We start from the raw sequence: 15,572 nt of genomic DNA, 5'->3' as shown, positions 1-15,572 counted from the left end.
GACCGTGACCGATCTGTGCGCCCTTGGCCGGAGCCTTCCCGAGCGTTCCCGGCGGGTGATCGCTCGCTTCGGCCTCAAGCTCGCCGTGTTCGCGTTCGTCTGCGGGTTCCAGGTGGCGTCGGGAGGCCCGAACCTGTTCTTCGATCTGGCGTTCCTGGCAGCCCTTCTGAGCATCATCATCGCCCTGCATGCCCGTGAGCGTCCGCTGGGCCGGTTCCTCGATCATTGGGACGAGGCCCTTGTCTTTGGATGGGTGTCCTGCCTCGGCGACATCCTGGGAATGGGATGACGCGGCCGTGGCGCGCTACTGCTTTCATGCTTACAGCGGGATCTTCTTCGCGCAGGACTTTGAGATCCAAGATCTACCCAACCTTGAAGCCGCCCGGGGTGCGGCCCGACATGTTGCCGACCATTTCCAAGCCTTCCTGCCTCAACACCTGCGGCACGAGGGCCTGACGATCGAGATCGTGGAGGAGGCAGGTCAGGGATACGCGTCGGTATGCTTTCCAGGCAGTGAACGGCGTTGAGGTCCATCCTGGCTCTTCATCTGGTACACTGTACTCTGGCAGCAGGCCCCGGCTCCTAACCGATCGTATTCACCTGAGCTTGTTGCAGTGACCTGATTTGCGACTTGGGCGTGCGGATCCGCTGCGTCTGTTTCATCGCGGCGAGGTCTGGAACAGGGGAACGCGTTGGCGGGAACAACATGGGGTGATCGGGGCGACAGCAGCCCCACCGCTCAGGGCGAGGCGGACCGGGGCTGAGGTGCGAGAGCCACCGCAAGCCGACGGACCAGATCCGCTTCCGGGCAACAGGAGGCGAAGGCCAGCCGGATGCGGCTGGTGGTTTCCTGCACCCGCACGGCGATCTTGAGCAGGCGCAGCCGCAGCGTCGCGAACTCGGCCCGGGCGAGATCGCGAGCAGCCGGGATCGCCTCCCGCACCGCCAGCATCAGCCAATACGCCGCCGTGTGCAGCACGAGGCGGACCTGGTTGGCTGCGGCGCGCCGGCACGAGGTCCGGTCGGAGGCGAGCTGCGCCTTGTGGAACTTGATCCAGTTCTCGGCTTGGCCGCGGGCACAGTACAGGCTCTCGTAGATGACCCGTGGGCTGGTGCCGATCAGATTGGTGACCACAAACCGGATGTCGAGCCCGAGGCGGGTGGCTTCGATGCGGGCCACCACCCGGCGCTCGCATGACCAGCTTTTGGCCCGGTGCGTCGTCTCGGCAAAGCCACGCACCACCTCGCAATCCTCGACGGCCCGTCGGGTGCGCACCGCATCAGCGGTGTCCTGCACCTTGCTGGTGAGCGGCCGGCTCCCGGCCAGACCGAACAGATAGCTGACGCCGTTCTGCTCGCAGAACGCCATGGCCTCGGGACGGGCATAGTGACTGTCGCCGCGGATCGTGAGGCGGGTGAGAGGCCAACGCGCCCGGATGCGCCGCACGAGGCGTCGCAGATGCGCCCGCACCTCACGACCCGAAGGTGTCTTGCCCGGCCGCAGCACGATGGCGACCGGTCGGCCTGTCGCCGCGTCGTAGACGTGGATCGGGAGAAAACAGCGCTCGTCGTAATGCGCGTTGAACAAGGAGAGTTGCTGATGGCCATGCACGACATCGCAGGTGTCGTCGACGTCCAGCACCACGCCGTCGGGCGGGGTGGCATAGCTGTCGATCCACTGGTCGACCAGAGCGTAGCTCAGGTGGATCGCATCGCGGATCGTCGGCGCATTCTCCAGCCGCGAGAGGGTCGGCTGCGAGGCCAGATCGGCTCCGCTCTCCGGCAGGCGCCCGCAGGCGAGCTTGAACGCTGGATCAGCGCGCAGCGGGCCGAAGTCGTTGCAGTCCTCATAGCCGCACGCGATGGCGAAGATGCGGGCGCGGATCATGTCAGGAATGGCGTGCGTCACGCGGCCTGGATCGCGCCGATCCGGGATGAGGCGCGCCAGCCGCTCGGCGATGCCGAGCCGGCGCTCGGCCTGGGCCAGGAGCATGACGCCGCCGTCGGACGACAAGCGTCCACCGTCGAAAGCAGCGGTGATCTTCTTGCGGGATACGGCTGGAAACGGGAACGTTGCGGTTGTATCGTCCGGCATGGCGGGTGTGGCACAGTGCAATCGGTGGCAGGGGTTAGTCTCAGCAACTAAATCCTACGCTGCTTCAAGGCCTTAAGCTACATCCGCCAGCCCTTATCAGCCGCCTCATGCATAAGAACGGCTAAGGTGCCGAAAATGGGTGGCACATGTGCGCGCTCAGGTGCATGATCGGCAGCGTCATGCCCCATGCCTGGAAAGAGCGCGAAGACCTCGCCAAGGCGGATCTCGACATCGCCGCGGGAGAGAGGCGTGTGGCCGAGCAGATCGCCCTGATCGAACAGATGACCAGGAAGGGACAGAATACGACGGAAGCCAGCAGGCTGCTGCGGAACTACGATGAAACCCTTGAGCAGTTTCGGTTCCACCGGCAACTTATCCTAGATGAGATCGCGCGCCAAGAGGGGCCGGATCCATCCGACATTCCCGATCCATAGAGACACGTCCCTGGATTAAGCCTTGTCACTTCGCACCACTGAAGTGTTGCTGTCTTTCTCGCGAGCCCGTTCGATGTCGCCGTTCAGATCGGCGACCGACTGGCCCAGCGCTTTCGAGCGGGCGATTTCGGCCCGCGATCCCTCAATCGCCCGGTTGGCGCGCTCGACTGTCTCGCTGAGCGAGCGTTGGCCCTGCTCGGGCTCGTCGGGAGGCGAATCGGGGCGATCGGAAGGGTGCATCGCACGGCAGGTTACACGGCGCGGCACAGCTCGGCGTTAACTTTCGTTAACGCTCCGCTATAGCCCAGAATGGAGAGCGGGGATGCGTCCCTATGGGTAATTGCAAGGCTACCCGAAGGGGTACCGCGCGTCTCCCCACCGGTCACGACCGATCGGCTCTCGGCGCCGTGCCACGGCATCTCTCACGGACGAATCTCTGGATACTATCTGCAACCTCCTTTGAGGCCTCGAACGGAAGGAGGTGTCCGGCACGTGCAATCTCGACGCGAGAGGCGTCGGCGAGCCGGGGCATAACCTCGGTCGTAATCACGGGCGGCGGGATGACCGGGTCAGCGCTGCCGCCCAGGACCAAGACCGGGCAGACAATCCGCTCGGCCTGAGCCGTGATGTTCTCGCGGCTACCCTGCGCCAGCCACCAGTTCCAGGCATCGGCTGAGGTCATGAGGTTGTCGGCGATACAGATTTCGGCTTCCTCTGCCAGGATCGGTCGCTGAGTGATCATGCGTAGTGTATGCTCCGCCGAGGCGCGGTCGCGGTGGGTTGTCAGCAGGCGCGCTCGCTCCTTCTCGTCCATTGGCTCAGGCGAAGGGGGTGACGGAGCCACCAAGACCACGCCAGCAAGGCTTGGAGGATGAGCGGCGGCGCAGGCGAGCGCCAGCTTGCCGCCCATGGAGTGGCCGATGAGGACGAAAGACTCGAGGCGAAGGCCCGCAATGCGCCGCGAAAGCACCTGGGCAACCGCATCGACGCTGAAGGCCCGTAAGGGCGGCGAGCGGCCGAAGCCTGGAAGATCGATCCGCAGACACCTGTAGATGCGCGACAGATCTCCGGCCACATGGGTCCAAGACCGCAGGGAGCCGGCGAAATAGTGCAGAAACACGAGGGCAGGCGATCCGTCGCCCTGCTCTTCATCATGAAGGATAGGCTCGCTCATATTCTTACCATCGGGTGTTCAGGTTCTTCGGTAGCGCGCCACGTGCACGAAAACCGTGTGATTGTAGCCCCTCCTGCTTGATCTGTATCGCCTTGATGCGGGCGTGCTGACAGCCGGGCAGGCACAGCACTTCCTCTCCATTCCCAATCAGGCTTTAATCCTCTCTCGCCATCCTGCTAACACCAAAACTGGGGTCCCCATTGTGGTCGGCGAAGCGACACAGGGCGTGTGGCCAGACCGGGGCTTTGGCTTGGTCCGAAACTGTCATCCTCGTCCGATCGAGCATGCAAAAACTCGCACCGATCGGATTGCAAGAAATCGCTTATATTTTGGATTGTGGTCAAACAAACCACGAACGGGTGCGATGGCGCGTTTGCAGCACTTCGAAGGCCATGACAAATTCGACTCTTCCTGGAAGGCGCCTCACTGTTGTCTTACTTTAGCTATCGCGAGCACTAACAACCAAGGCGGCTGCTTCCATTCGCTGAAAGAGGTGTGTCAGCGCGTTGGTCGTGGAGAACAGTTTTCGTCCGATCTCGTCGGCGGGAGTCCTATTGGACACTCTGTAGGAGAAAGTTGCTCTAAACCACGTTATGTGGCGGGTGAGCACCCGGTTCGGCTGGCCATGTTCGTCCTAGTCCGCAACGGTGCGCAAGTTTTTCACATGATCTCATGACACAGCACCACCCATTCGGAATATTCAGAGTGTTCTGTGTGCAAGCGCGGTCACTCTCTATCCAGAGTTTCTCCGCCAAAAATAAGCTGCACCAAGAGCAATAATCTACAATTTGAGGAGATTCTCTGCAAGATGGTCGCTCGGAACCTGCTAATCGTAAGCTAGATTCCACGCACAAGTCTTTGGTCCTTTGCGCCGTCAAAGGAGAGTTCATCGGGCGGGATACCTTTCGTTGTAGCTATAATTAGCTCTGCACATGCATCCTATTCGTTGCTTCCGGTCTGAGGGTATGAGCAGCAGGTCACTCATCTCGGTTGCTTTGGCACTCACCAGCAGCAGGGTCCTTGGCATCGCGGCGACTTTCATCGGCTGCATGGCAAGTGGAGCTTCGGCGGAGGAAGCTATGAGACTCGAGAGCGCCTATTCATTTGCCGAAACGCTTGCTCGCCTGAAATCGACTCTCGAGAGCAAGGATTTCAAGATATTTGCAACGATTGACCATCGTGCGGCTGCCCAGTCGGTCGGCCTCGACATGCCGCCAACCATAGTTCTCATCTACGGAAATCCCAGGGGCGGAACTCCGCTGATGACCGAGGCACCAGACTTTGCGCTCGAGCTTCCACTTCGGGTCCTGGTTCGCGTGGCGGACGATGGAAAGACGTACGTGACCTTCAACCCGTCGACGTCTCTGGAAGGGAAGCATGGGCTGCCCGCCGGCATGGCTGCGAAACTCGCCCCTGCTGAAGAACTGATTGTCAATACCATCGCACGCACATCCAAGGAGAATTAGTCGGGATGCGACATCTAGGCCGTGGACTATGTCCTATCCCGTAAATCGAGGAGTAATTGAAATGTCTCAATCACTTAAGGGTAAAATCGCCCTCATAACCGGCGGCGGTACTGGCATTGGTCTTGGCATCGCCAAGCGGTTCGCTTCCGAGGGCGCTTTCGTCATCATCACGGGACGTCGCCAAGCAGAATTAGACGCTGCAGTAAACGCGATCGGCCCGAGCGCATCTGCCATCCGTGCCGATGTCTCGCAGTTATCAGATCTGGACGCGCTGTTCGATCAGGTAAAAGTTCAGTATGGTCGGCTCGACGTTCTTGTGGCGAATGCCGGTGGCGGCGAATTTGCGCCTCTCGGCGAAATCACCGAAGAGCATTTCGACAAGACCTTCAATACCAATGTCAAAGGCACTCTGTTTACAGTACAGAAAGCCCTGCCTTTAATGCGGGACGGTGGGTCGATTATACTGACTGGGTCGACCACCAGTCGGGTCGCCAATCCGGCTTTTAGCATCTATAGCGCCTCCAAGGCAGCGGTGCGCAACTTCGCGCGCACCTGGATTCTGGATCTGAAGGGCACTGGCATACGGGTTAACGTCCTGAGCCCGGGCCCCACCAGAACCCCAGGCCTGCTCGGATTGGTGCCTCCTGATCAAGAGCAGGATCTTCTGTCCAGCTTCGCCGCCAAACTGCCGATCGGCCGGGTCGGCGATCCCGATGAAATCGGTAAGGCAGCAGTGTTCTTGGCGTCAGATGCCTCAAGCTTCGTAACTGGTATCGAGCTCTTCGTCGATGGCGGCGAGGCTCAAATCTGACAGCTCCTAACAGCGCCCTGTCGAACAGGGGGCTGTTGCGCCGAACCGCACATCGCAGCGAGTGGGATCATGATCGACCATCGTCCTTACCAAGACCTCGGCGTCATGCACCGCGATTGGTTGACGGACAAGCTTCACTTCGCCTTCGCCAATATGGGGCGGCCTGAACATTGCCCTCTGGGTGCTTTGCGGGTCTGGAACGACGACGAGTTCGCCCCACGCTCCGGCTTCCCGAGCCACTCCCACGAGAACGTCGAAATTGTCACCTATGTTCTTGAGGACGCAATTACACATCAAGATAACCTTGGCAACAAGGCGCGCCTCGAAGCCGGTAGTGTGCAGGTAATGAGTGCTGGGGCAGAAATCCACCATTCCGAGTTTAACGCTGAACCCGTCCCGGCCCGATTGTTCCAAATTTGGATTGAGCCTCGTCACCGCGGTGGTGCCTCCCGCTGGAGCAGCCGTGCCTTTCCCCGCGCTGACCGGAACGGACGTCTTATGGCGTTAGCAAGCGGTGATCCCTCCGAGCTTAGTGCCCTCTTCATCAACGCTGACGCTCGAGTGCTCATAGCGTCGATGCAGCCAGGAGAAACAATTGTCCACTACCTTGGCAAAGGCCGAAGCGCCTATCTCGTGACGACTGTGGGTTCGATCGAACTCGATGGCTTTCCCATGGCACCTCGCGATGGTGCGGCGGTGACAGGTGAGCCCCGGTTTACTGTCACTTCCCTCAGCGAGACCGAGATCGTCGTTGTCGAAGTTGGCTAGCCACGCGAGCTCATCTTGATTGACGTACCGCTAATCGCGTCCTGGGTCTAACACAGTTTGGCAGGCGGGAGAGCGCCAATGACATTGTCGATGTACCAAGCTTCAGTGCCCGTGTTCCTGCAGGGATTGGCAAATCTATCTGCAATCCTGAATAAGGCCGCCGGATAGGCGGGTGATCGCCGACTCGATCTAGGCACCTTGTTGCAGAGCCGTCTTGCCCCCGACATGTTTCCGCTCATCGGGCAGGTGCAGCTAGCGACTGACCACGCGAAGGGGGCCTCTGCGCGTTTGGCTGGTATCGAAGTTCCGAAATTCGACGATATCGAGACGAGCTTCGATGAACTGCAGTGGAGGCTCAACGCCGTGAGCATGTTCGTCAGCGACATCGATCCGGGACGCGTCGATGGTTCTGAAAACCGGGAGATCGTGCTGATGATCCGCGGCCAGCCAAAGTCATTTAGTGGACAGAGTTACCTGCTAGAGTTCGCGTTGCCAAACTTCTACTTTCACATCGCTGCCGCCTATATGATCCTCCGCCACAAAGGCATAGAAATTGGTAAACTCGATTTCCTGGGCCCTGTTCCGTGAACGCAGCGTGTATCCGGCGCGAGCGGCGAGTCAGACATTGCTTCGGATCTTGTGAAAGTCGGAGGCGCGTCATCTGAGGCGCAGATCAACAGGTGTAGGTAGGGAGTTCTGATCATGACACTTCATGACACTTGCAGGTAAGGTCGCGCTTGTCACTTGTGGGTCTCGTGGTCTCGGGAGGGCGATTGCACAAGCGCTGGCTACTGAGGGCGCTCATGTTGCGATCACCTACATCGCATCAGCCGGCAAGGCAGAGGCTGTCGTGAGGGACATCGAGGCCAAAGCTGTACGAGGATTTGCTTTCCAAAGCGATCAGGGAGACCCGCAGCGGCCGAACCGCTTATCCGCAGTGTCGTCGACCATTTCAGGAAACTCGACATTCTAGTGAACAACGCGGCCATCTCCCTGCAAGGCGAGATGTTAGATGATCCTGATATTGACAATACTGTGATGGATCGCCAATGGGCAACGAATGTTGCCGGCATCGTCGCCAACATTCGGGCTGCCTTGAGATACCTGCCCGACGGAGGCCGAATCATCTCGATCGGCTCGCTACTTGGTAGCCGCGCCGGTTTTCCTGGCACAACCGACTATGTCGCGACCAGGGCGGCAATCGTCGGATAATCGAAAGGTGCCGCACGCGACCTCGGGCGGCGCAACATCACTGTTAACGTCATTCAGGCGGGCGTCATGGTGACCGACATGGTTGCGAATTCAGAAGGAAAGCTACCGCCGGGCCATTTGGACCTTTTCGCAATTCGCCGCCTAGCGACAGTCGAGGACGTAGCTGCCGGCGTGGTCTATTTATCTGGTCCCAACGCAGGTTTCATCACAGGGTTTGTCCTTGACATCAGCGGCGGCTATCTCGCGTGAACCGCGCTCGCCTCGAGGAAGGACTGACACTGGTCCACTGCAAAGCTGGCTCAGGTCTGCGATGACGTGTTGCTTGCAAACGACTAATGCGAAGAAGGATAGCCTGTCCTTTGACGTGATGACGCTCGAGGGCAGCACACAAGAACCTTGGCTCCTACGGGCGAGTAACTGCGCCAGTGGCGTGGAGATGATTTGAGCTAGCTTCCCGCAGTTGCACATGCCACGGCTGAAAGCTGCCTTGATGGACCTGTCAGGATACCGATTTTGGACGTTAGGTGCAGCGGCAGTAGCAAGCTTTGACAGTGGGGAGCAATTCTCTCCAAGACAGATGCTCTGAAGAGGTTAATTGTTCATATTTGAATGCAGTCATTGCCCGCGCCGCGCGTGGTTGCAGAAGCTATCATCGGGCAGCATAGGCGTCGGCTTGGTGAGAGACCTATGTTGAGCAAAGACAAAACGCCGCAACAATCGGCGGACGATCACCGGGTTTCCCGGAGGCGGTTCCTCAAGGTATCCGCAGGGGCAGCTGGTGCGGCTGTCACGGGCAAGGCAGCAGCGGATACGTTGGCCGATGTTCCACCACGGGAGCCTGGGGATGTCCTATCGGGCCATAGCGAACGCTCACAATATGTGCACATCGAGCGCATCCCGGAGGCCGGCCCTGGCAAACGCAATGTCGATCCGATCGACGCCATCAACTCCAAGGCGCCGCTGGATAAGCTTGTCGGGACAATCACGCCATCGGACCTCCACTACGAGCGTAGTCACTCCGGGGTGCCCGACCTCGATCCTACAAAGCACCGGCTTCTGGTGCATGGTATGGTCAGAAGAGAGATCGTCCTGACGACGGGCGACATCAGGGCCATGCCGTCCATGTCTCGGATTGCCTTCCTCGAATGTACCGGGAATGGGTGGGAGAACTGGAAGAGCGCGCCTGACAATGTCACGGTGCAGAACACCCATGGCCTCATCAGCACGCATGAGTGGACGGGAGTCCCGCTCTCTTTTCTGATCGACCTGGCGGGAGTGGATCGTGCCTCCACATGGATGTTGGCAGAGGGTGCCGATGGGGCAGGGGTCGCGCGGAGCATTCCGCTGACTGATGAAGTGATCAGCGAGGCCATCCTCGCTTACGGGCAGAATGGTGAGCCGCTACGGCCCGCTCATGGTTTCCCACTCCGGCTGTTCCTGCCGGGACTTGAAGGCAACCTCAACATCAAATGGCTGCGACGCCTCAAGTTCGGCGACCGTCCGTTCATGACGCGCTGGGAGACGGCGCGCTATACGCAGCTGCAGGCCGACGGTAAAGCCATACAGTTTCAGTTGCGGCAGGACGTAAACTCAGTGATCACCTCGCCGTCCGGCATGATGGAGATAAAGCCCGGCTATAACCGCATCGCCGGCTTGGCATGGAGCGGATACGGCAAGATTACCAGGGTCGAGATCAGCACAGACGGCGCGAGGAGCTGGAAGGACGCAAGCCTGAACAATCCGATCCTTCCGAAAGCGCAGACACGCTTTCAGATGGATTGGGAATGGAATGGAGAGCCGACGAAGATCGTGAGTCGCTCGACCGATGAGAAGGGCAATGTCCAGCCCGATCGCAAATCGTTCATCGCCAAAGTCGGAACCAATGCGCTGTTCCATTATAGCGCACAGCAGACCTGGGCGATAGACGCCGCCGGGAGAGTTCGTAATGTTCTCGATTAGAGCCCTCATCGCAAGCGGAATGATCTGTCTCTGTCTGTTTTCGACAGCCCATAGCCGCGACTTCGGCCGACCTGCCACGCCTGAGGAGATCAGGCTTTGGGATATCGATGTCCGGCGAGACGGCTCCGGCCTGCCGGCAGGCAGTGGTACGGTTGCTGCGGGAGCAACGGTCTACGAGAACAATTGCGTGGCTTGCCATGGGCCGAATGGCCAAGGGGGGATCAAGGATCGGCTTGTCGGCGGACAGGGCACTCTCACTTCGAGTAGCCCCGTCAAGACGGTGGGGAGCTACTGGCCCTATACGACGACCTTGTTCGATTACATCCGGAGAGCCATGCCTTACCCGACACCGGGGTCGCTCAGCGATGATGAGACCTATGCGCTTGTCGCCTATATCCTTAACCTCAACGGCATCGTGCCTGCGGACGCGAAGCTCGACAGGAACAATCTACCGAAGATCCAAATGCCCAATCGTGACGGGTTCATCCCCGAACCAGAGTTCCAGGTCATCCGAAACTCGAGGTAGCAGGACACATTATGCCCCCGGTGATGTCCGCTGATGAGGCGGATTCCCTGATGAAAGGCAGCCGGATCCCTTGGTCGGATCCACGCTGAAGGCTTGTACGATGACGGGTCGGGAATGACCTCCATTGTCGCCAGTGATGACTGGCCTCCGAGGGCGCTGCCCCCGGTGTGGACGTGGACGTCTGTTCCAGAGCTTCCCGCAGCTCCGACCCAGGTGTGAGGTGTGTGGGCTGGATCACGCCTTCGCCGATCCGGCGGATGGGCCGGCCTTCCTCGCCATTAGCATCGGAGGCGTGCCAAGCACCGCCTTAGGCATCTGGATCGAGGCCGAGTTTGAGGCTCCCCTCTGGGTACACCTGTTCACGACGCTCCCATTCCTTCTCCTGAGCAGTCTCCTTCCGTTGCGCCCGGTCAAAGGATGGTTGATTGCGAACCAGTATGTATATCATGCGGAGGAGGGACGGCTGGCGGCAACGAAAAGCCCCGCTGCTGGCTCCGCGAAGCGGTCATGGCCATAACCTCGAGCCGGACCCGTCACAGCCTTTGGGCGCTGCCGTCGGCCTCCTCTTCGAAGGTCACCGCGACATCCGCGGTGGCGGACAACCTAACCTTGTCGCCCTCGACCTCTGCGACCAGAGACATCGGAACGTAGTGATGGTGGCCGGCATGGGCTCCCATGCCGCTGTCTGCCCTGGTCAGCTTGATGCGGTTGCCTTCGACGCCATCAACGGTGCCGATATGGACACCATCGGCTCCGATCACTTCCATGTGCTCACGGATTGCGTTCGTGTCTGCCATGTGCCTTCTCCTGTTAGAGAGCCAAAGCCGGGGCCGGTGGCGGGCCTGAATGCTAGGCTCGTCTCGGCAATACCATCTGTAGATCTATAGGTCTTGGAATGGCCCCGCACCCCAGCCTACTCGCAATCTCGGCCACATGCCAGCTCTGGAAGCGGGCGCCGTCCAGCTCGTTCTGGCTCGGCTGGCGTGAGCCGTCACCGGCCACGATGGTGGCACCATAGCCCGGCACCGCGAATTGCGTCGCGAGATCCGGATTGTCCTTTGCGTCCGTGACCGTCATATGCCCCAAGATCTTAGAGCAAAATAGGATTGCGGATCATGACGATCTCCCTCATGCGGCAACGAACTGGTATGCCGTGCCCTTGCGTTCGGCATAGCCGACGCCGGGATAGACCCAGTGGTATCCCAGCATCTTGGTCTTCTCATTCGCGACACGATCAAGGAACGCCTGGCGGGTCTTGAGTGCGATCTCAGGCTCGGTATCGAAGCCGAAGTGCCAGTTCGGGTGCTCGAAGAACAAAATATTGCTCGTTGAGACATCGCCATTGATGATCAGGCCGTCACCACCAGCGAGCTCAAACGAGACATGGCCCGGCGTGTGGCCACGCGTCGCGAGCACCCGCATGCCGCTGACGATCTCATCCCCGGGCTTGAACCGGGTCAGCCGGTCTTGGACGGCCGCCATGTCCCGCTGTGACCCACGAGCGAAATCATGCAGGGTTGCGGGCATGGTCGTTTCGTAATTCGGGTCAGTCCAGAACCGCCATTCTGCATCATTGACGTAGTAGTGAGCATTGGGGCACAGCAGCGTTCCATCAGGAAGGATTGTGCCGCCTGCATGATCGGGATGGATATGGGTGAACACGACTTTGGTGATTGAGGCCGGGTCGACACCCGCCGCATTCAAGTTGGCGGCAAGCTTGCCGGCACTGGCCTGGAACTTATTCCCGGAGCCATTGTCGACGAGGATCAGATCGTTGCCGACACGGATCAAGGGGATGTTGACCTGATAAGGGGCGCTTTCGGCATCGCCGCCCAGACGTCTGAGAATGGCAGGTCTTTCGTCCGGCGGTGCGTCTGGGAGAATGATCTCAGCCGTAAGCGTGATGAACCCGTCACTGAAAACCGTGATGTCGAAATCGCCATGGCTGAAGCGGGAGAGGTCAGCCGCATAGGCCTCCCTTGGCACGGGTGCTTGCGCACTCCTGTCCGTGACTTGGCCCATGATGGATCTCCTCTTCCGGGTTGAATAGCTGTTCGCCAAGGCCGTGGTTGTGAAACGACCGATATGGAATTGAGCCGTGGGGAGCAGCGGTTTGACGTGAGCTGATTGCTCGCCGCAAGCGCCTTGTCCAAACGTGGTCGCCGGCGGCTACCGGAATGGAAACTGTGAACGCATGATCTGAGAGAGTGATCATAGCCTTCCCCTGTCTCACATTCCAAGTTCGCTCAGCCCCGGGTGGTCGTCCGGCCGCCGGCCGAGGGGCCAGTGGAACTTTCGGTCGGCTTCCTTGATCGGCATGTCGTTGATGCAGGCAAAGCGCCGCTGCATCAGGCCGTGCTCGTCGAACTCCCAGTTCTCGTTGCCATAGGAGCGGTACCAGTGACCATCGTCATCATGCCACTCGTAGGCATAGCGCACCGCAATCCGGTTCTCGTGGAAGGCCCACAGCTCCTTGATCAGCCGGTAATCAAGCTCGCGCTCCCACTTGCGGCGCAGGAATTCGATCACCTGGTGCCGGCCGCGCAGGAATTCGGCCCGGTTGCGCCAAGAGGTGTCTTCCGTGTAGGCGAGTGCGACCTTTTCAGGATTCCGGCTGTTCCAACCATCCTCGGCCAAGCGGGCTTTCTCGACCGCAGACTCGCGGGTGAAGGGCGGCAGGGGAGGGCGGTCGGCCATTAACGTTCTCCAGGAAAGGTCCAGACCTACTGTCCGTCCCGGGATTGCGGGTCGGGCACCACGAAGCTGACAGCCTGGCTGGTGATGACCTTGTGGGTGGGATCGGCCAACGCAATCAGCACCTTGTGCGGCCCTGGCGGAAGGCCCACCAAGACCAGGGTTTCGCCGCTGGCATCGGCCCAATGCCACGGGGCATCATCCACAGTGACGTGGATATGCCCGATCCGTGGCGACACATCGAGGGCGCCCGGGCCGAACACCGGTACGATGCGCATATTCTCCGTCCGGTACTGGATGAACACCCAACCCATGGCGAGCTGTTCCGGGAGAGGGGGATCGACGACCAATCGGGGCGGCGCCTCGTTCTCGACAGCAACCAGGGGTGATGGTCCGCGGATGTCCTTGGCGCTCTGGCCGGAGGCTGCGCCGGCAACGATGGTACTGGCTGCCATGGCAAGTATCCCTTTGAGCATGCATTGCATGACTTATCCTTAGGAGTTTGGGTCGGCTTTGACACTTCACACGCCCTCATAGAGGAGCTTGGTGAAGAGGGCGGGGTTCGCGGCAAACTGACCCCACTTGGCGTCATAATCAGCCGTGGGGTTTGCCGCTACGATTTCGTCCAGCGACCGCCCCTGCTTCTTCAGAGCCGCCACCTTGTCACGAAGGATCACGAGCATGTCGCGATACTCAGTGAGTTGTGCTTTGTTGCTGACGGGAGGCCCATGTCCCGGGATCACGATCGTATTGTTGGTGATTGCCGCCAGATTAGCCTCGGTCGCCCGGATCGTCCCGTCGATGCTGCCGCCGGTCGAATAATCGATAAATGGGTAGAACCCATTCCAATAAGTGTCACCGGTATGCAGGATATCAGGTTCATGAAAGTAGACAGATATATCGCTGTCGGTGTGAGCCGGTTCGTAGTGCTTAAGCGCCAACGTCGTGCCGTTCATCTTAAGGGTCTTGTCCTGGGAGAACACCTCGGACGGAAGGGCGTCAGACGGCGACTGCGGGAAGTTGAAGTTCCAGTCCTCAACCCGCGTGGCCATCGCAAGATGCTTGCGGGTATTCTCGTGGGCAAGGATGGATGCACCTTCCTGGTGCAGCCACTCATTGCCGTCGGTATGGTCAAAATGCCAGTGAGTGTTGATCAGATGTCGGATTGGATCCTTGCCAAGACCAGACAAAGCCTCAAGAATGCGCGGACGCGAGGCTGTGATCCCGGCGTCGACCAGAACCTTGCCATCCGGCCCGGTGAGCACGGCGACGTTGCCGCCCGAGCCTTCAAGCACGCTGATGCCGTTGCGTAGCTTATGAACCTGAATTGGCGCTTCCGCCGCTGCGGCCCTGATGTTGTCAACGATGCTCTTGGACTGGGCGAAGACCTCGCTCGGCGTCAACCAGCCGCCGGAAGCTGCGAAGGTCGTGGCACCCAGACAGCACAGGCAGAAGCCCCGTCGCGAGAGACGAAAGTCATGAGGGTTTGACATGAAAGCCTCCTGGGTTCTTCCGGCGGCAAATGGATTAGTGCGGAGCCAGTTACGTTCTAAGGAAGGCAAGCAAATCCTGGTTCAGCTGGTCTTTGTGGGTGGTGGGAAGACCATGCGGCGCACCCTCGTAGACCTTCAGCGTTGCCTTGGGGATGATCTTGGATGATCGCTCCGCCGAGTTGGCGAACGGAACGATTTGATCGTCGTTGCCATGCACGACGAGCGCCGGAACAGTGATCTTCTTGAGATCTTCCGTGAGATCGGTCTCCGACCAGGCATTGATGCCGAAATACGATGCCGGGAAGCCTGCCATCATGGACTGATAGACGAATTGTTCCCGTACGCCCTCGGAGATCTTGGCCCCCGGACGATTATAGCCGTAGAAGGCAAGGCTAAGGTCCTTCCAGAACTGGGTGCGATCAGCGAGAACGCCCGCTCGCACCTTGTCGAACTCCTCTCTCGGCTGGCCTGTTGGATTGGACTCTGTCTTGAGCATGAAGGGCGGTATGGCGCTGACCAGCACCGCCTTCTTCACTCGGCTCGTGCCGTGTTTGCCGATGTAGCGGGTGACTTCGCCGCCACCCGTGGAGTGACCAATATGAACGACGTCCCGCAGGTCGAGTTCCTGCACGAGCTGGGCGAGGTCATCGGCGTAGGTGTCCAAATCGTTGCCATCCCAAGTCTGGCTCGACCGGCCATGGCCGCGGCGATCATGGGCGATCACGCGATAACCATTGTTGGCTAGGAAGAACATCTGGTTTTCCCATGCGTCCGCGGTGAGCGGCCAGCCATGGCTAAGGACGACCGGCTGCCCGTTGCCCCAGTCCTTGTAGTAGATCTGCGCGCCGTCCTTGGTGGTGATCGTTGCCATGGTCTGTCCTTTCTGAAGGGTGGAGGAGGAAGTCTGCGCCGCCAGATCGTGGCTCGCTGCCAGCAGCAC

19 protein-coding genes and 2 pseudogenes are annotated in these 15,572 nt (G+C 59.8%); 10 read left to right on the top strand and 11 right to left on the bottom strand.

Going from position 1 to position 15,572, the window contains the following annotated elements; genetic code table 11:
• Positions 1–4: 4 nt before the first annotated feature.
• A complete protein-coding gene (locus NF876_RS20225) occupies positions 5–289 on the top strand; it encodes a hypothetical protein (protein WP_262270438.1) in 285 nt (94 codons plus the stop codon).
• Between the two features lie 7 nt (positions 290–296).
• Complete coding sequence (locus NF876_RS20220; protein WP_262270437.1) at positions 297–527, top strand: DUF6894 family protein; 231 nt, start codon at positions 297–299, stop codon at positions 525–527.
• Between the two features lie 212 nt (positions 528–739).
• On the opposite strand, the gene NF876_RS20215 is transcribed toward NF876_RS20220, so the two are convergent.
• The 4 genes from NF876_RS20215 to NF876_RS20200 all read right to left on the bottom strand — a co-directional run bounded on the left by NF876_RS20215 (position 740) and on the right by NF876_RS20200 (position 3,703).
• Positions 740–2,095, bottom strand: coding sequence for an IS1380 family transposase (locus NF876_RS20215; RefSeq protein ID WP_262270436.1), 1,356 nt, complete (start codon positions 2,093–2,095; stop codon positions 740–742).
• A 77-nt stretch (positions 2,096–2,172) separates the two neighbouring features.
• Complete coding sequence (locus tag NF876_RS20210) at positions 2,173–2,460, bottom strand: hypothetical protein (protein ID WP_262270435.1); 288 nt, start codon at positions 2,458–2,460, stop codon at positions 2,173–2,175.
• Positions 2,461–2,544: 84 nt separating this feature from the next.
• Complete coding sequence (locus NF876_RS20205) at positions 2,545–2,769, bottom strand: hypothetical protein (RefSeq protein WP_262270434.1); 225 nt, start codon at positions 2,767–2,769, stop codon at positions 2,545–2,547.
• Positions 2,770–2,911: 142 nt separating this feature from the next.
• Positions 2,912–3,703, bottom strand: a complete 792-nt coding sequence (locus NF876_RS20200) for an alpha/beta fold hydrolase (protein ID WP_262270433.1) — start codon at positions 3,701–3,703, stop codon at positions 2,912–2,914.
• A gap of 1,079 nt (positions 3,704–4,782) precedes the next feature.
• Here NF876_RS20200 and NF876_RS20195 point away from each other — a divergent pair.
• From NF876_RS20195 to NF876_RS20155, 8 genes and pseudogenes are all read left to right on the top strand, one after another.
• Positions 4,783–5,169, top strand: coding sequence for a DUF302 domain-containing protein (locus NF876_RS20195; RefSeq protein ID WP_262270432.1), 387 nt, complete (start codon positions 4,783–4,785; stop codon positions 5,167–5,169).
• A 61-nt stretch (positions 5,170–5,230) separates the two neighbouring features.
• A complete protein-coding gene (locus tag NF876_RS20190; protein WP_262270431.1) occupies positions 5,231–5,980 on the top strand; it encodes an SDR family NAD(P)-dependent oxidoreductase in 750 nt (249 codons plus the stop codon).
• A gap of 69 nt (positions 5,981–6,049) precedes the next feature.
• A complete protein-coding gene (locus NF876_RS20185; protein ID WP_262270430.1) occupies positions 6,050–6,748 on the top strand; it encodes a pirin family protein in 699 nt (232 codons plus the stop codon).
• A 192-nt stretch (positions 6,749–6,940) separates the two neighbouring features.
• Positions 6,941–7,336, top strand: a pseudogene (locus NF876_RS20180) (DUF1993 domain-containing protein); the annotation flags it as partial.
• 124 nt (positions 7,337–7,460) lie between these two features.
• A pseudogene (locus tag NF876_RS20170) lies at positions 7,461–8,209 on the top strand (SDR family NAD(P)-dependent oxidoreductase).
• A gap of 438 nt (positions 8,210–8,647) precedes the next feature.
• The gene (soxC, locus tag NF876_RS20165; RefSeq protein WP_262270427.1) at positions 8,648–9,919 is read left to right on the top strand and encodes a sulfite dehydrogenase; all 1,272 of its coding nucleotides are present in this window, start codon (positions 8,648–8,650) and stop codon (positions 9,917–9,919) included.
• Between the two features lie 19 nt (positions 9,920–9,938).
• Positions 9,939–10,445 carry a c-type cytochrome gene (locus NF876_RS20160; RefSeq protein ID WP_373696694.1) on the top strand — a complete coding sequence of 169 codons (507 nt, stop codon included), beginning with the start codon at positions 9,939–9,941 and terminating at the stop codon, positions 10,443–10,445.
• 136 nt (positions 10,446–10,581) lie between these two features.
• Positions 10,582–10,962 carry a DUF983 domain-containing protein gene (locus tag NF876_RS20155; RefSeq protein ID WP_262270425.1) on the top strand — a complete coding sequence of 127 codons (381 nt, stop codon included), beginning with the start codon at positions 10,582–10,584 and terminating at the stop codon, positions 10,960–10,962.
• 16 nt (positions 10,963–10,978) lie between these two features.
• On the opposite strand, the gene NF876_RS20150 is transcribed toward NF876_RS20155, so the two are convergent.
• The 7 genes from NF876_RS20150 to NF876_RS20120 form a co-directional block, all read right to left on the bottom strand.
• The gene (locus NF876_RS20150) at positions 10,979–11,242 is read right to left on the bottom strand and encodes a DUF2171 domain-containing protein (RefSeq protein WP_262270424.1); all 264 of its coding nucleotides are present in this window, start codon (positions 11,240–11,242) and stop codon (positions 10,979–10,981) included.
• A gap of 52 nt (positions 11,243–11,294) precedes the next feature.
• Positions 11,295–11,522, bottom strand: a complete 228-nt coding sequence (locus tag NF876_RS20145; RefSeq protein WP_262270463.1) for a hypothetical protein — start codon at positions 11,520–11,522, stop codon at positions 11,295–11,297.
• Positions 11,523–11,573: 51 nt separating this feature from the next.
• Positions 11,574–12,467: an MBL fold metallo-hydrolase gene (locus NF876_RS20140; RefSeq protein WP_262270423.1), complete on the bottom strand. Its 894-nt coding sequence runs from the start codon at positions 12,465–12,467 to the stop codon at positions 11,574–11,576.
• 207 nt (positions 12,468–12,674) lie between these two features.
• Positions 12,675–13,142, bottom strand: coding sequence for a nuclear transport factor 2 family protein (locus NF876_RS20135; RefSeq protein ID WP_262270422.1), 468 nt, complete (start codon positions 13,140–13,142; stop codon positions 12,675–12,677).
• Between the two features lie 26 nt (positions 13,143–13,168).
• Positions 13,169–13,615 carry a DUF6130 family protein gene (locus NF876_RS20130; RefSeq protein ID WP_373696693.1) on the bottom strand — a complete coding sequence of 149 codons (447 nt, stop codon included), beginning with the start codon at positions 13,613–13,615 and terminating at the stop codon, positions 13,169–13,171.
• 45 nt (positions 13,616–13,660) lie between these two features.
• Complete coding sequence (locus NF876_RS20125; protein WP_262270420.1) at positions 13,661–14,632, bottom strand: MBL fold metallo-hydrolase; 972 nt, start codon at positions 14,630–14,632, stop codon at positions 13,661–13,663.
• Positions 14,633–14,681: 49 nt separating this feature from the next.
• Positions 14,682–15,503, bottom strand: a complete 822-nt coding sequence (locus tag NF876_RS20120; protein WP_373696692.1) for an alpha/beta fold hydrolase — start codon at positions 15,501–15,503, stop codon at positions 14,682–14,684.
• Positions 15,504–15,572 lie beyond the last annotated feature (69 nt).

Source organism: Microvirga yunnanensis (assembly GCF_025460875.1).
The sequence above is the reverse complement of the archived record's forward strand: the minus strand, read 5'-3'. Positions and strand labels throughout refer to the sequence as shown.

Excerpts from the sequence above, each read along its gene's own strand:
- NF876_RS20215 (WP_262270436.1), bottom strand. The coding sequence starts at position 2,095 with ATGCCGGACGATACAACCGCAACGTTCCCGTTTCCAGCCGTATCCCGC.
- NF876_RS20205 (WP_262270434.1), bottom strand. The coding sequence starts at position 2,769 with ATGCACCCTTCCGATCGCCCCGATTCGCCTCCCGACGAGCCCGAGCAG.
- NF876_RS20200 (WP_262270433.1), bottom strand. The coding sequence starts at position 3,703 with ATGAGCGAGCCTATCCTTCATGATGAAGAGCAGGGCGACGGATCGCCT.
- NF876_RS20195 (WP_262270432.1), top strand. The coding sequence starts at position 4,783 with ATGAGACTCGAGAGCGCCTATTCATTTGCCGAAACGCTTGCTCGCCTG.
- NF876_RS20190 (WP_262270431.1), top strand. The coding sequence starts at position 5,231 with ATGTCTCAATCACTTAAGGGTAAAATCGCCCTCATAACCGGCGGCGGT.
- NF876_RS20185 (WP_262270430.1), top strand. The coding sequence starts at position 6,050 with ATGATCGACCATCGTCCTTACCAAGACCTCGGCGTCATGCACCGCGAT.
- soxC (WP_262270427.1), top strand. The coding sequence starts at position 8,648 with ATGTTGAGCAAAGACAAAACGCCGCAACAATCGGCGGACGATCACCGG.
- NF876_RS20160 (WP_373696694.1), top strand. The coding sequence starts at position 9,939 with ATGATCTGTCTCTGTCTGTTTTCGACAGCCCATAGCCGCGACTTCGGC.
- NF876_RS20155 (WP_262270425.1), top strand. The coding sequence starts at position 10,582 with ATGACTGGCCTCCGAGGGCGCTGCCCCCGGTGTGGACGTGGACGTCTG.
- NF876_RS20150 (WP_262270424.1), bottom strand. The coding sequence starts at position 11,242 with ATGGCAGACACGAACGCAATCCGTGAGCACATGGAAGTGATCGGAGCC.
- NF876_RS20145 (WP_262270463.1), bottom strand. The coding sequence starts at position 11,522 with ATGACGGTCACGGACGCAAAGGACAATCCGGATCTCGCGACGCAATTC.
- NF876_RS20140 (WP_262270423.1), bottom strand. The coding sequence starts at position 12,467 with ATGGGCCAAGTCACGGACAGGAGTGCGCAAGCACCCGTGCCAAGGGAG.
- NF876_RS20135 (WP_262270422.1), bottom strand. The coding sequence starts at position 13,142 with ATGGCCGACCGCCCTCCCCTGCCGCCCTTCACCCGCGAGTCTGCGGTC.
- NF876_RS20130 (WP_373696693.1), bottom strand. The coding sequence starts at position 13,615 with ATGCTCAAAGGGATACTTGCCATGGCAGCCAGTACCATCGTTGCCGGC.
- NF876_RS20125 (WP_262270420.1), bottom strand. The coding sequence starts at position 14,632 with ATGTCAAACCCTCATGACTTTCGTCTCTCGCGACGGGGCTTCTGCCTG.
- NF876_RS20120 (WP_373696692.1), bottom strand. The coding sequence starts at position 15,503 with ATGGCAACGATCACCACCAAGGACGGCGCGCAGATCTACTACAAGGAC.